This window comes from Natronosalvus caseinilyticus, assembly GCF_017357105.1.
Classification (GTDB): Archaea; Halobacteriota; Halobacteria; order Halobacteriales; family Natrialbaceae; genus Natronosalvus; species Natronosalvus caseinilyticus.
The window spans coordinates 1,616,451-1,629,729 of record NZ_CP071596.1; the positions used below are offsets into that span (position 1 = coordinate 1,616,451).

Annotated in this window: 13 protein-coding genes; 3 read left to right on the plus strand and 10 right to left on the minus strand. The window is 65.3% G+C overall.

The window, feature by feature from the left end:
* Window positions 1–211 precede the first annotated feature (211 nt).
* Window positions 212–1,471: a glycosyltransferase family 2 protein gene (locus J1N60_RS07815; protein WP_312912025.1), complete on the plus strand. Its 1,260-nt coding sequence runs from the start codon at window positions 212–214 to the stop codon at window positions 1,469–1,471.
* The gene (locus tag J1N60_RS07820) at window positions 1,468–2,547 is read left to right on the plus strand and encodes a DUF354 domain-containing protein (protein ID WP_312912027.1); all 1,080 of its coding nucleotides are present in this window, start codon (window positions 1,468–1,470) and stop codon (window positions 2,545–2,547) included. Before J1N60_RS07815 ends, J1N60_RS07820 begins: the two co-directional genes overlap by 4 nt.
* 109 nt (window positions 2,548–2,656) lie before the next feature.
* Here J1N60_RS07820 and J1N60_RS07825 read toward each other — a convergent pair whose 3' ends face one another.
* From J1N60_RS07825 to rdgB, 8 genes are all read right to left on the minus strand, one after another.
* Window positions 2,657–3,847 (minus strand): tyrosine-type recombinase/integrase, encoded by a 1,191-nt coding sequence (locus tag J1N60_RS07825; RefSeq protein ID WP_312912029.1) that lies wholly within the window; start codon window positions 3,845–3,847, stop codon window positions 2,657–2,659.
* A gap of 329 nt (window positions 3,848–4,176) precedes the next feature.
* Window positions 4,177–5,700, minus strand: a complete 1,524-nt coding sequence (locus J1N60_RS07830) for an MATE family efflux transporter (protein WP_312912558.1) — start codon at window positions 5,698–5,700, stop codon at window positions 4,177–4,179.
* Window positions 5,701–5,867: 167 nt separating this feature from the next.
* Window positions 5,868–6,173: a MazG nucleotide pyrophosphohydrolase domain-containing protein gene (locus J1N60_RS07835; RefSeq protein ID WP_312912031.1), complete on the minus strand. Its 306-nt coding sequence runs from the start codon at window positions 6,171–6,173 to the stop codon at window positions 5,868–5,870.
* Window positions 6,174–6,350: 177 nt separating this feature from the next.
* Window positions 6,351–8,213: a DUF7282 domain-containing protein gene (locus J1N60_RS07840; protein WP_312912033.1), complete on the minus strand. Its 1,863-nt coding sequence runs from the start codon at window positions 8,211–8,213 to the stop codon at window positions 6,351–6,353.
* A gap of 177 nt (window positions 8,214–8,390) precedes the next feature.
* Window positions 8,391–8,906, minus strand: a complete 516-nt coding sequence (locus J1N60_RS07845) for a helix-turn-helix transcriptional regulator (protein ID WP_312912035.1) — start codon at window positions 8,904–8,906, stop codon at window positions 8,391–8,393.
* A gap of 272 nt (window positions 8,907–9,178) precedes the next feature.
* On the minus strand, window positions 9,179–9,538 hold the full coding sequence (locus J1N60_RS07850) for a hypothetical protein (protein ID WP_312912037.1): 360 nt from the start codon (window positions 9,536–9,538) through the stop codon (window positions 9,179–9,181).
* A 224-nt stretch (window positions 9,539–9,762) separates the two neighbouring features.
* Window positions 9,763–10,773 carry an NAD-dependent epimerase/dehydratase family protein gene (locus tag J1N60_RS07855; RefSeq protein ID WP_312912039.1) on the minus strand — a complete coding sequence of 337 codons (1,011 nt, stop codon included), beginning with the start codon at window positions 10,771–10,773 and terminating at the stop codon, window positions 9,763–9,765.
* A 187-nt stretch (window positions 10,774–10,960) separates the two neighbouring features.
* Window positions 10,961–11,563 (minus strand): RdgB/HAM1 family non-canonical purine NTP pyrophosphatase, encoded by a 603-nt coding sequence (gene rdgB, locus J1N60_RS07860; RefSeq protein ID WP_312912041.1) that lies wholly within the window; start codon window positions 11,561–11,563, stop codon window positions 10,961–10,963.
* A gap of 110 nt (window positions 11,564–11,673) precedes the next feature.
* Between rdgB and J1N60_RS07865 the strand changes: the two genes are divergently transcribed.
* A complete protein-coding gene (locus J1N60_RS07865; protein ID WP_312912043.1) occupies window positions 11,674–12,438 on the plus strand; it encodes a VOC family protein in 765 nt (254 codons plus the stop codon).
* Window positions 12,439–12,521: 83 nt separating this feature from the next.
* Here the strand turns inward: J1N60_RS07865 and J1N60_RS07870 are convergent, their stop codons facing one another.
* Both J1N60_RS07870 and J1N60_RS07875 read right to left on the minus strand, forming a co-directional pair.
* On the minus strand, window positions 12,522–12,923 hold the full coding sequence (locus J1N60_RS07870) for a PIN domain-containing protein (RefSeq protein ID WP_312912045.1): 402 nt from the start codon (window positions 12,921–12,923) through the stop codon (window positions 12,522–12,524).
* Window positions 12,910–13,152: a hypothetical protein gene (locus tag J1N60_RS07875; RefSeq protein WP_312912047.1), complete on the minus strand. Its 243-nt coding sequence runs from the start codon at window positions 13,150–13,152 to the stop codon at window positions 12,910–12,912. The genes J1N60_RS07870 and J1N60_RS07875 overlap by 14 nt, the downstream gene beginning before the upstream one ends.
* Window positions 13,153–13,279: the final 127 nt, after the last annotated feature.

Genomic DNA, 13,279 nt, shown 5'->3' on the forward strand with positions numbered 1-13,279 from the left:
GATTCCGAGCGGCACCGACGACGCTCGAGGGCCGCCGAAACGCCGTTCGTGATAGCTCGAGACTACAGTTCCCGCAAGCGTCGCATAACAATGGGCGAACGGACGAATCTCAGTCGTAGATGAGACGCACTTCTACCCACGTACCGATATCGGCTCCCCGCGAGTCCGACGCTCGCTCTCCGAGCACGTCGCCTGCGCGGAGGTGAGCGCCGTGTACCGAGCACACAGCGTCGGCGTCGTGGTGCCCGCCTACAACGAGGAGGGGTTCGTCGGCCAAGTGATCGAAACGATGCCCGCGTTCGTCGACCGGGTGTACGTCGTCGACGACCGCTCGACGGACGGCACCTGGGACGAGATTACGCGCTACGCCGAGCGGGCGACCCCGCAACTGGTGACGGACGGAAACGGTTCCTCGAGCGCTGTCCAGGCCTCGAGTGATGGAGAGGGCCGGGTCGAGCGTTCTGACCAACCCGACCGGACGGCTCCCGACGGCGGCTCGAGCGTCGCCTCCAGTACCGACGCCGAGACAGATCGCCTGCCAGAGTCGGACCTGGGCAGTATCGAGCGAGAACGTGAACTCGACCGCCCGATAGACGACCACGCACAGCTGTCCGATGCCCCCCTCGAGACGTCCGATCGCTCGAGCCAGTCTGACGATGAGGCCAGCGAGGACGCTTCGACGACGGTCGTCCCCATTCGCCACGAGCGAAACCGTGGCGTCGGCGGCGCGATCAAGACCGGCTACCGCCGCGCCCTCGAGGACGGGATGGACGTCACCGCGGTCATGGCCGGGGACGCCCAGATGGACCCCGACCAGCTCCACCGCTTGCTCGATCCGCTCGTCGAGGGCCAGGCCGACTACGCCAAGGGCAACCGCCTCGCGGGTCGCGACCATCGGGAGTCGATGTCGAACTGGCGACTCTTCGGTAACGTCACCCTGACCGTCCTGACGAAGGTCGCCAGCGGCTACTGGGAGATGATGGACCCCCAGAACGGCTACACGGCCATCTCGAAGGACGCGCTCGAGGCCGTCGACCTCGACGCCCTCTACGAGGAGTACGGCTTCGCGAACGACCTGCTCGTCGAACTCAACACGGCCGGCTACCGGATCGCGGACGTGTCGATGCCGGCAGTGTACGGCGACGAGCGGAGCCACATCGAGTACCGGACCTTCGTTCCGCGGCTCTCAAAGCTCCTCCTGACGGGCTTCCTGCGCCGGCTCGGCCGACGGTACGTCGTCCGCGAGTTCCACCCGCTGGTGGTGCTCTACGGACTCGGCGTCGCGGGCTGGCTGCTGGCGACGGCGGCGTTCGGGTGGGCGGCAGCCAATCGCGCCCGTGCGGAGACGCGGACCGGTCGCGTCGGCTGGACCGTCCTCTACGCCTTCCTCGGGGCGATGTGTCTCGCGTTCGCGATGACGCTCGACCACGATGCCAACGTCGGCACGGTGACGGTGGTGAGCGAGGAATGAAGGCCGTCGTGACCATCCAGCACCCCGCCCACGTCCACTTCTATCGCCACGTCATCGACGAACTCGAGGCGCGGGGCCACGAAGTGTTCGTCTTCGCACGCGAGAACGACCTGGCGGTGCCGCTGCTCAACGCCTACGGCATCCCCCACGAGGTGCTAACGGGCCCCCAGGACTCGCTGTCGGAACTCGCGAAGGTGCAACTGGCCTACGAACTCCGACTGCTCCGGCGAGTTCGGAAGATCGGTCCGGACGTGATGACTGCCATCGGCGGTGTCGCGGTATCCCACGTCGCCCCGCTCGTCGGCGCCCGGAGCGTCGTCTTCGTCGACAACGAAGGGACGACCTCCCACCGAATCACGACCCCGTTCGCCCACGTGGTCGCCACCCCGCGCCACTACGACGAGGACTACGGCGCGAACCACGTCCGCTACGAGGGCTTCCACGAACTCGCCTACCTCCACCCGGAGTACTTCGAACCCGACCCGGACGCACTGGTCGCCCACGGCGTCGACCCCGACGCCACCTACTTCGTTCTCCGGTTTCGCCGGTGGGACGCGCTCCACGACGTCGGCGAGGGCGGCCTCTCGCTCGAGGGCAAGCGTCGACTCGTCTCGATGCTCGACGAGCACGGCGACATCTACATCACGAGTACGGATCCGCTTCCGTCGGACCTCGAGGCCTACCAGCTGCCCGTTCCGCCGACGTTGATCCACGACCTGCTCTACTTCGCCGACTGTTACGCGGGTGACTCGGCGACGATGGCGACCGAGTCGGCGCTTCTCGGGACGCCGACCGTTCGCATCCAGTCGTTCGCCGCTCGCGAGAAGGACATGACTAACTTCGTCGAACTCGAGGAGACCTACGACCTGCTCCGGTCGACGCCCGACGAGGAGGTGGGACTCGACCTGGTTCGGGAGATCGTCGAGGATCCCGAGACGAGAGCGCGCTGGCGAGCGCGCCGGGAACGGCTGTTCGACGACAAGATCGACGTCGCGGCGTACGTCACGGAACTGCTCTGCGAGCAGGGTGGAGCGGCGGTGGAGATGGTCGAGCAGCGGGCCGTTTCGGCGGATTGATCAGGGGACTAGACCTCCAGCCTCCAGCCTAAGTCCTCCAGCCTTGATCCTCCAGCCTCGAGCCTCAGGCATCGAGCTCCTGGGAGCTCGGGTACCCGTGTTGGGTCGATCAGGATTCGTCCGCGTCCGCGTCGACATCCGCATCCGCACCCGAATCCGCGTTCGCGTCGACATCAACCTCCACGTCCACCAGATCGTCGACGCCGCCGAGCCCCAGGTCGGGCCGATCCTCGACGATGGCGATCGATTGCTCCGAGGACTGCTGGCGGAGGGCCGTCTCCACCGAGGCCTGCTCGCCTGGATAGGTTCGCTCGCCCAGTCCCGTTCGGGCTCCCCGCGGGGTCAGGTAGTCGCCACCGACGTCGATCTCGGCGGCCGTACACAGCCGCTTCAGGATCGAACGCGCGCCCTCGGTGGTGATCGCCGGCGGCGCGATAGCGAACCGTCGAGAGAGCTCCGCGGACGTGTGTTTCTCACAGAGCGATTCGATCTCGTCGTCCCCGAACCCGCGTTCCTCGAGGACCGTCCGTACCCGCCGGGAGACCGAGGGGGCGTGTCGCGTCGGGAACAGCGGCCACTCGTTCGAGGGCGGGTCCTGGACGACGCGGTAGCGCCGGAGCGGCGTCCGCGCCGAGGCCGGTAACGGGACGTCCTCGAGGCGCTGTGATCGCCCCAGGACGCGGATCGTTCCCGAGTAGAAGTCGACGTCAGCCCAGGTCGCCCCGGTGCGGCGGTCGTCCTCCGGAACCCGGAAGAGTTCGGCGCCGCGGACGCCCGAGTGAGCCAGCACGGCGACCATCGCGTACTCGCGCAGTCGGGCGAGGCGCTCGGATCTGGGGGCGTCCTCGGCCTCGAGCGATCGCTCGCGGACGAACGCCTCGAGCGCGTCGCGTTGCTCGCGGGTCCAGGATCGGTCGCTGGCGTCGGCGCCGTCGTCGACCGGGAGGGGCCCCTCGGCAGCGTCGGTCGCCGCGGGATTGGTCTCGAGGATGCCGCCGCGGACGCACCACGAGAGGAAGGCCCTGACGACGGCGAAGTACGTGCCGGCCGTCGATGCGGTGTAGTCGCCCCGGCGCGTTCTGCCGTCGAGTTCCTCGGCGTAGGCGCGCATGTGTTCGACGTCGAGGTCGAACAGCGAGGCGACGGCGTGTTCGCGCTCGAGCCACTCCGCCCACCGGCGGAGGACGGACTCGGCGTTCGAGGCGTAGGTGCCGGCGCCGGGTCCGTCCGGGTTGCCGACGGCCTTGCGCTGGAGGTAGGCGTCGACGGCGTCGGCGACGCGAACGCGGACCTCGCTCACGCAGCGATCACCTCGCGTCGGTCACTTTTGTCTGATCCGTCGCGTTCCTCACATTCCTCTGGTTGGCCGTATTGATCGCGTTCTTCTCCCTCGCGGGACGTCACTCGGTCCTCACCGGACACCACTCGGCCCTCGCGCTGGATGCGACGTCGAGCGCTCGAGAAACGGCTCTGGAATAGTTGGACAGCGGACGCGACGATCGACGCGTCTCCCCCGACGCCACCCTTTGCCGAGCAGGACTCGACCGTCATTCTCGTCGCTTTCTACTCGACCCTCGTACATCTGCGTTTCGGTGTCGAGAAACGGAAAGAAAGGTGCCGCTTCGGACGTCAGTCATCCGCCGTCGGTGTCTCCGGACGGTACGACCGGCTGATTTGCTTCCACTTCCCCGTCGAGAATCGGTAGTAGTTGACCGCGGCAGGGACGGCCGTCTCGGCGACGAACGCGAGGTACAGCCCCATCAGCCCGATCGCGGGTATCGAGACGCCGGGGGCCGCGACCGTGGCGTCGACGAGGGGGACGGCTGCCTCGAGCGGCGGGAGCTCGAGGCCGTTCGCGCCGAGGTATGCGAGCGGAATCGCGAAGCCGAACATCCCGAGGAACTGGCTGTAGAACGGCCAGCGGGTGTCGCCACTGGCGTTGAGCGGGCCGGAGGCGCCGCCGGATACGCCGCGAAGCACGACGGCCACGCAGGCGGCGTGGACGAGCGAGACGGCGATCGGAATCGCGGGATCCGTCGGATCGTTGCTGAACAGCAGCGTGATCTGCTCGGCGAAGACGAAGACCAGGAACGCCGAGACTGCGTAGACGGCGACGGCGAAGCGGATGATCTCGCGGCCGTACTGCTCGGCGGTTCCCTCGTCGCCGGTGCCGAGTACCTGCCCGACGAGACTCGAGGAGGCCAGCCCGAAGCCCCAGCCGGGGGTGTTCATGACGCCCCAGATGCGCCGGGCGATGACGTAGGCGGCGACGGTGTCCTCGCCGAAGACGTCGACGATGGCGAGCATGGGGAACTCGGCGAGGGTCCAGACGAGGTTGGTGCCGAACACGGGGAGGCCGATGGTGACCAGGTCCCGCAGCGTCGGGGCGTCCACGTAGCTCCCGACGGGATTGACGCGGACGGGGAACGCCCTCGCCCCGGGCAACCGACCGGCGGTCAGGCCAATCGCGAACACCGCGGTGACGACGACGTTCGAGAGAACGGTCCCGAGGGCGGCGCCGACGACGCCCAGGTCGAGGCCGAAGATCAACACCGCGTTGATCCCGATGTTGGCGACGGCGCCGCCGGCCCGGACGACCATGGGCGTCCAGGCGTCGTCCATGCCGACGAATACGCGGCTCCCGATGAGGTTGAGCCCCGCGAAGGGGATGCCAAGGGCGACGACCTGGAGGTAGTCTGAGCCGTACCGAATCGCGTCCGGGTTGTTCGTGATCAGCCCGATGAATGACTCGGCGTACAGCCAGAAAGTAGCCGTGATGGGGAGCGAGACGACGACCACGAGGAAGACGCTCGAGCGAACGGCCTGTCCGAGCTGGTCGTAGGCCTCGGCGCCGTAGCGCTGGGAGACGAGTGCGATGGTGCCGCCGGCGACGCCGCCGCCGACGGAGAACGCGAGCCCCCAGAACGGGCCGGCGAACCCGACGCCGGCGATGGCCGACGAGCCAACCGCGATGCCGACCATCGCGACGTCGACGGCGCTCTTGGACATGCGGGCGATGCCGGTGACGATGCGCGGCCAGGCGAGGTCGGTGGTCCGCCGGGCCCGTTCGCGCTCGATCAGCCCCGCTCGAGCGAGGGCGAAGCCGATCCAGAGAATCAGCAATCGAAACGGGTTCGGGACGCGACGGACCACCGGAATCACGCGAGCCTAGCAGCCTCCGCTTAAAAGCACTTCCCGACGCGGCATAGCCGACCGGTTTCGAATCGAAACCATCTCCCACGGGTGGGGCTCGCATGCCCTATTATCGTTCGTGACCCTGGCTCCGACTCATCGCTCCTCTCACCCGTCACGTTCGCCCGTCAACTCCCGGAGCCAGCGCTCCCGGACGCCTCGAGTCGCCGCTCGTACTTTTCGAGCGATTCCTCGAGGGCTGCTCCGGCGTCGACGTCGGCTTCGGTACAGAGTGCGAGCAGGGCGAAGAGCGCGTCCCCGAGTTCGTCTCGAGCGATGGCGGCGGCCTCGGGGTCAGCTCCGTATGTCGTCGACTCGTTGAGTTCCTTCGCCACCTCACCGACCTCGGAAGCGAGGTCGAGGGCACGGTAGGCCGGATCCGTCTGGAGTTCGTGTCTCTCGAGAAACGCCGCGACGTCGTCCTGTGCGTCCATGACTGGGACGTGTGGCGATCGATCGAAAAAAGCGCCGGTTTCGTGACTACTCGAGTAAGTCGCTCGTTCTCCTCCGTCGGTCGTCCGTTTAGCGCCTCGTCAGTCACTCGAGCGGGCGCACGTCTATGGGTCTGGTGACGGACGGCTGAAAAATAGCGACTCGACGTCCGGTCGTGCCTAGACCAGTCCGACGACGCCGATCGGAATACGGGAGTCCGTATCCGTGTCGTCGGTTTCGTTGTCGTCGGTCTCGTTGTCGTCGTAGTCGTCGGTCTCGTCAGTGTCGTTGTCGTCAGTGTCGGTTTCGTTATCGTCCGCGTCGTCCCCATCGGTCTCGGTGTCGTCCATCTCGTCTTCCTCCGTCAGCTCGATGAAGGCTACTTCACCGAACTCGTCAGTGAGGACCATGTGGACGTACTCGCCGGCTTCGACGCCGGTGGTGTCGACCTCGAACTCGACGGTGTCACTCGAGTCCGCGTCGAGTGTCACCGATTGCGACTCGACGAGGTTGCCCTGGAGCCTGAACTCGACGTCCTGGGTGGCCTCCTCGTCGTTGGGGTTGGTGACGGTCGCGTTGACCGTGATGGTGTCACCGGCGGTGGCGTTCTCCGGTGCCTCGAGGCTTTCGATGGTGAACGATTCCATGTCGCCGTCGAGGCCGTCGTCAGTCTCGTTGTCATCGAGGCCATCATCAGTCTCGTTGTCGTCTAAGCCGTCGTCGGTCTCGTTATCGTCGAGGCCATCATCGTCGCCGAGACCGTCGTCTGTTTCGTTGTCATCGAGACCGTCATCGTCGTCTAGGCCGTCCTCGTCAGTCTCGTTGTCGTCGAGACCATCGTCGTCAGTCTCGTTGTCGTCGAGACCATCGTCGTCAGTCTCGTTGTCGTCGAGACCATCGTCGTCAGTCTCGTTGTCGTCGAGACCATCGTCGTCATCGAGGCCGTCCTCGTCGTCTAGGCCGTCATCGTCGGTCTCATTGTCGTCGAGACCATCGTCGTCAGTCTCGTTATCGTGGACGCCATCCATGTCGTCTTCACCGTCGACGACGGTTACGTTCTCTTCGTCTCCCAGCATCTCCTCGAGCCGGTCGAGCGCTTCCTCGTCGTCGAGGACGAGGATGTAGACGTTCTCGATCGTGACTTCCTCGATCGTCACCGACGAGAAGTTCGCGTTGACGATCGTCACGCCGTCTTCGACGGCGTCAGCGTCGGGCTCCATAACGGGAGCGTCGTCGCTGTCGTTGGCTGGTTCTTCGTCGGCGTGGTCAGCCGGATCCTCGTCGGTGTCGTTGGCCGGTTCTTCGTCAGCATCGTCGGCCGGCGGTTCGGCTTCGGCGTCGTCGGTCTCGTTATCGACGCCGTCGTGCTCGTCGTCAGCGTCGTCGCCGTCATCCTCCTCGACGGGGCACTCAGACGGCTCTTCGGCATCGGTGTCGTCCGTCTCGTTATCGGCTTCCGTGTCATCGACGTCGTCGGTGTCGTTGGCCGGCTCTTCTGCCGACTCGAGGGTCACCGCAGCCTCGTCGGTCACCGGTTCACCATCTTCGGTGAGGTAGGGACCGTCGTCTTCGCCCTCGGTCTCGACGAAGTCGTAGGTCTCGTTGTCGTTCGTATCGAGGTGGGGCATCGCGATCAGCGTCTCGCTCTCCTCGAGCGAGGAGTCGAGTTGGACCTCGACGTCTTCGTGCGTGCCCGCCTCGAGGTACTCGGAGGTTCCGAGGACGCTCTCGAGCGCGTTGCCGACGAGCAGCGAGCTATCGTGGATCGTCACGAAGCCGCCCTCCTCCATCGTCACCTCGTCGACGACGACGGAGGTTCCGTCGGTAGTCTGGTCACTGAACGTCACGCTCGCGGACGGTTGTGCTGTTTCGTCGTCCGCCTCGCTCGTGTCGTTCGCTGTGTCGTTCTCAGTGTCGTTCGCCTCGTCGTCCTGTATTGCCAGGCTCGCTCCTGATGCGGATGCCGCCCCCACCAGGGCAACACCGCTCGTCAGCATCATCAGGGCGACGAGTACGACGACTACGTGTTTTCGTGTGCTCATGTCATCTCGTGCCGTAAAGGCGTACGAAACTTGACGAAGGCGGGCATAAACCGGCCCAACGCTTTCGACGGGAAACGACAAACTGCTCCTTACCGATATCGTTCCAACCGGCGCCCGCGCCAGAAATGAGCCATTTCGTTTGGGTTTACGTCGGACACCGCATCGTGTACTCGATACCTACTGGGGATCGCGCGGCGGCTCGTGCGATCGGGTCGCGGTGGGCTCGTTCCCCCGAATACACACGAGGTTCTCGCGACCGATCCGCAACTTCGTGATCTCGCCCTCGTCCTCGAGGTCGGCCAGCAGGCGACTCACCTTCGCCTTCGACCAGTCGACTGAGTCGACGATCGCCGACTGCTTCATCCGCCCGCCATTGCGCTGGATCAGCGAGCACACCCGCTCGCGGTCGGTAAGCATCGACTCGCCCTCCGAAGAATCTCTCGAGTCCGCTTCCTTGCCCACGGCGAGTCGCTTCCGGAGAACCAGGCCACCGGCCAGAAACGCCAGCGCCAAGATGCCGACGATCGCGGCCAGGTGGGACTCCTCGCCGCCCTGGGTCTGGGCCTGGAGGTGTGTCTGGAGCGCGAACACCTGTGCACGTGTCTGGGCACCGATACCGGTGATCGACCACTCGAGGGTCGACCACTCGGCCGGGGCAGATACGACCGGGTTAGAGATGGTGGCTGGATTCATGCGACGAGTGTAACTCGGTTGAAACTGGTCGAAACGCCGTTCTGTGGGGGTCTGTCAGCAATCATCGACGCGCGGCGCTAAAGTAGTTTTTATAAGAGTACAAGTGATATTGTATTCGGCGACACTCAGGCGACTCGAGAGGTTGGCTTGATACCCGCGTCCAGCGCGGGGAGCTGGCGTGTGACGCCCGTCGAGCAGTGTGGTCGAGGGGTCGATCCCGGCGACTCGAGCTTGGCGGTCCGCCTCCAATGGCTCAACCCGTCGAACACGACTCAGACGCCCGGGACCCCCGCCGCGTCGAACGTCGTCACGCCGAGGAACGCGAGGATGTAGAGCACGATGAGCACGCTCAGCCAGGCCACGAGCGTGATCGCCGCCGCCTGAATCCAGCCGCCCGGATAGCGCGCGTTGATCACCGCGAGGTACGCGATGAGGACGATCGCTGGACCCAGGAGGGGAATCCAGCCGAGGAAAAACCCGACGACGCCCCAGACGATCGCCCCAATGAGGGCCGTGACCAGGGCGTAGGTGTAGTCCTCCGTGTCGACGATGACTTTGGCCCCGACGTAGATTCCGAGGGCTCCGATGAGCAAGCTCACGGCGAACACGATGATGCTGTCGATTGTAGCCATACCCAGGGAGTAGGGCTGCTCCCTCGTTAGTTATCGGCGTCCTACACGCACGCGAGCGTGACTCCCAAGAAGCCGTGGCTGTCTCGAGTCGCTCACAGATGAGAGCGTCGCCGGACTCTCGTCGCAGTAAGTCGTCCCTTCCGTGACGGTCACCGGAGACGAAAAAGAGACCACGCACGAAAGGGACACCGAGTCCAAATCGTGGGCGCGGTCGTCCCAGGTGTCTACGCGTCCTGCCGGCCCCCGCTCGTTCCCCGCTCGCCGCCGACCTCGTTCGTCGGGCGACCCTCTGTCTGCTGTACTGCCCGGGAGTCCGTCTCCCCTTCGACGAGGCGCTCGAGCCCCGGCTCGAGGTCGATTCGTGCCGTAAAGTCCAGCTCGTCGCGCGCTCGAGCCACGGACGCGACGCTGTGGCGGACGTCGCCCGGGCGGGGTTCGACGTGGACGATGTTCGAGTCCGAATCGGTGACGTCTCGAATCGTCTCGGCGAGATCTCGAATCGACGTCCGCGTGCCGGTTCCGACGTTGTACGCCCGCCCGACCGCGTCGGTCGTCGCCGCCAGGAGATTCGCCTGGACGACGTCCGAGACGTGGACGAAGTCGCGCGTCTGCTCGCCGTCGCCCTCGATCGTGATCGGTTCGCCGGCGCGAGCCTGCTCGAGGAACGTCGCGATCACGCCGCTGTAGGGGCCCTGCTGGCGAGGGCCGTAGGCGTTGAAGTAGCGCAGAGCGACGGTCTCGAGCCCGTATAACTCGTTGTACGCGCGTGCGTAGTGATCGAGGGCGAGTTTCTGGATTCCGTAGGGCGAGGTTGGCGTCAGCGAATCGGACTCCGCGACGGGGACGCTCTCGGGATGACCGTAGATCGCCGCGCTCGAGGCCAGGACGACCCGGGCATCCTCGAGGCGGGCCTGCTCGAGCACGCCGAGGGTTCCCTCGAGGTTGACGTCGTTCGTGTACCGGGGCTCGTCGACGCTCTCGGTAACGCTGACGATGGCGCCCTCGTGGAAGATGACGTCGACGCCACGGGCCGCACGCTGGAGGGCGATCGGATCGCGGAGGTCGCCCTCGATCACGGTCGCGTCGTCGTGGACGTGTTCACGCGTCCCGTTGACGAAGTTGTCGAGGACGCGAACCTCCGCGTGGGGGGCCAGCGCGTCGACGAGGTGGCTGCCGATGAAGCCGGCGCCACCGGTGACGAGGACACGGCGGTCGGCGAGTGGGAGGTGCTCCATCGGGGAGGCCAACCAGTCGCCCGCGGTTTAGTATAGGCGACGTACCCCGTCGTATTCGATTCCTACGAGGGCAGTGTGCTCGAGTGGTTCGCGTTGCTCGAGTGGTTCGCATCGTCTAAGTCGTTCACGTCGCTCGAGCCGCTCGTGTCTCTCCTGCGAGTTCGTCCCTCGAGAGAGTTCCGAGGCGCTACCGATCCGCGTACCAGTCGGTGAACGCCGCCAGCGCGCGTCCGCGGTGGGAGATGGCGTTCTTCTCCGCGGCCGTCATCTCCGCGAACGTCTGGCCGTTGTACTCGAAGATCGGATCGTAGCCGAAGCCCGCCTCGCCCCGCGGGGCGACGATGGTACCGGCGACGGACCCCTCGAAGGTCTCGACGCCCTCGGCGTCGGCGTAGGCCATGACCGTGCGGAAGTGTGCGCGACGGTTGGGTTCGTCCTCGGCCTCGAGCAGTCGCCAGACGCGTTCGACGCCGACAGTCGTCTCGACGTAGGCCGAGTACGGTCCCGGGAAGCCGCCGAGGGCGTCGATGAAGAGGCCGGTGTCGTCGACGAGGACGCCGTCGACGTCGGCTTTCTCGGCCGCCAGCTCGTCGTCTCCCGCCAACGCGTCGCCGGCCTTCAGCGCGTCGTAGGTCTCCCGCGCACCCGTCGCGGCGATCTCCCCCAGGTCGTCGCTCTGGATCTCGGTGTAGTCGTACTCGACCTGCTCGAGGGCCGCCTGCCCGTCGAGGTACTCGCGGGCCTCCTCGAGTTTGCCCGCGTTGCCGGTGGCGAAGTAGAGTGTGTCCATACGCGTGGGCGCGCACGGGAGCGGGAAAGCGCCGTCGATTTCTCCTTTTCTCTCCCCCGTCGGTCGCCGCCTCCGCTAGCCTTTTCCTCCCGGCAGCCGAGTTTCTGGGCATGGATGCTACGCTCGATCACGTCATGTTGCGCGTCGAGGACCTCGAGGAGAGCCTGGAGTGGTACGGTACCCACTTCGACTACGAGGAGAAGGGACGCTGGGAGGCCGACACCTTCACCAACGTCTACCTCGGTCCCGAGGATGACCACGAGGACGGCGCAGTCCTCGAGTTGACGTACAACCACGACGACCGGAGCTACGAGGTGGGCGACGCCTGGGGCCACATCGCCGTCCGGGTTCCCGAGGACGAACTCGAGTCGAGCTACCAGCAGCTGATGGACGAGGGCGTCGAGGACTACCGCGATCCCGAGTCCTGCGGGAATCGCTACGCGTTCGTGAAGGACCCGGACGGCCACGAGATCGAGATCGTCAAGCGCGACTACGGCGAGAAGTGGAGCCTCGACCACACGATGATCCGCGTCGAGGACGCCGACGAGGCGCTGGGCTACTGGTCCCGAAAGTTCGAGTACGACGAGATCGGTCGCTGGGAGTCCGACACCTTCGCGAACTACTTCGTCCAGCGGGAGGGCGCCTCCAGAGAGGAGATGACCCTCGAGCTCACGTACAATTACGACGGCCGGAGCTACGACATGGGCGACGCCTGGGGCCACCTCGCGGTTTCCGTGGACGATCTGCACGAAGCCTGGGATCAGTTGCTCGAGCGCGAGAGCGAGGACTATCGCGATCCGGAGTCGTGTGACGACCGCTACGCGTTCACGAAGGATCAGGACGGCCACGAGATCGAGATCGTGACTCGAGACTGAGTAGCCGACGTTTTGGGTCGTCTGTTTCGAGGCATCTCAGTTGGATTCACGGGACGGACTCGATCGAGGAAGATGGTCAGTGATTACCACGTTTCAATCTCGACACCGAGCGCCTCGAAGTCGGCTACGTTGTCTGTTAGAACGGTATCCTCGAGTACTGTTGCAACCCCCGCAATCAGCGCATCGATGTCGTCTGCACCCGAATTACCTGGACCACCCGCGTCTTTGTCGGCCGCGGCTAGTAACTGTCCGGCACAGCGAGCGAACTCCGCGTTGATTTCGACGTGTGGGTACATACGGAGCACATTTCGAGTTCGTCGCCGCTCGTCCGCATCGCCGACCATTTCGACGCCGTACTCGAGTTCGGCGATTACTGGCGTTGGAACCCACTGAATGTCACCTCGTTCGGCGATCGAGACGCCCGTTTCGAACGCAGCCTGATCGTGGCGTCCGAGCGCGATCAAAAAAGAGCTATCGAGAATCATCCATGCTGTCAACCAGATCACGTCGATTCTCGATGCTTGCGTCTCTCTTTTTGTCGATAGCCGCTTCCATTTCAGCGGCCGTTTCTTCCGAGAGGAAACCGGCGACAGCTTCTGGATGCGGTCCACCGGAGAGTCGGATTAACGCATCGGCCATCGTTTCGTCCGATCGTTTGGCCTTCGCGACGCGGTCGTGGAACCACTCGGGAACCCGGATCGTCTTCCCGCTCATATGTCTCGGGTTACACGGGCGTACACTTGAGCGTTCTTCCGAAACGGGTCACGAGATCAAAATCGCAATCGCGATCACGATCCTGACTCGAGACTGAATTCCCGATAGCGATCGACAGCCGCGGACG